At 65.3% G+C, this 449-nt stretch carries 1 pseudogene; it reads right to left on the reverse strand.

What is annotated here, in order from left to right:
* Window positions 1–449 (reverse strand): annotated as a pseudogene (locus JMV15_RS28020) (PA0069 family radical SAM protein); the annotation flags it as partial.

Below are 449 nucleotides of genomic sequence, written 5' to 3' on the forward strand. Positions count from 1 at the left end.
GGGCGGGCACAGCGAGCCCCCCGGGGAGCGCGCGTCGCGCATTACCCGAATCGCCCGCAGCCGTGCCTTGGGCGCTGCGGTGCGCGGTTCCAGGATGCGCTTGAGCTAATCGTCCAGGCTGGTGAGGATGATCATCGCCGCCACCAGGCGCTGGCGGGCCAACTCGGTCAGCAGGTCGAGGTCGCGCAGGAGCAGCGAGCCCTTGGTGATGATCGTCACTGGGTGGCGGTAGCGCAGCAGGACTTGAAGGGTTTGCCGGGTGATCCGGTATTCGCGCTCGATTGGCTGGTACGGAGCGGTATTGGAGCCCAGGTTGATCGGCGCACACACGTAGCCCGGCTTCGACAACTGCTGTTCCAGCACATCGGCCGCGTTGCTCTTGGCAATCAATCTGGTTGCAAAGTCCAGCCCGGGCGACATGTCCCAATAGGCGTGGCTTGGCCGTGCAT

The sequence above is a fragment of the Pseudomonas paracarnis genome, assembly GCF_904063055.1.
GTDB classification, from domain to species: Bacteria; Pseudomonadota; Gammaproteobacteria; order Pseudomonadales; family Pseudomonadaceae; genus Aquipseudomonas; species Aquipseudomonas paracarnis.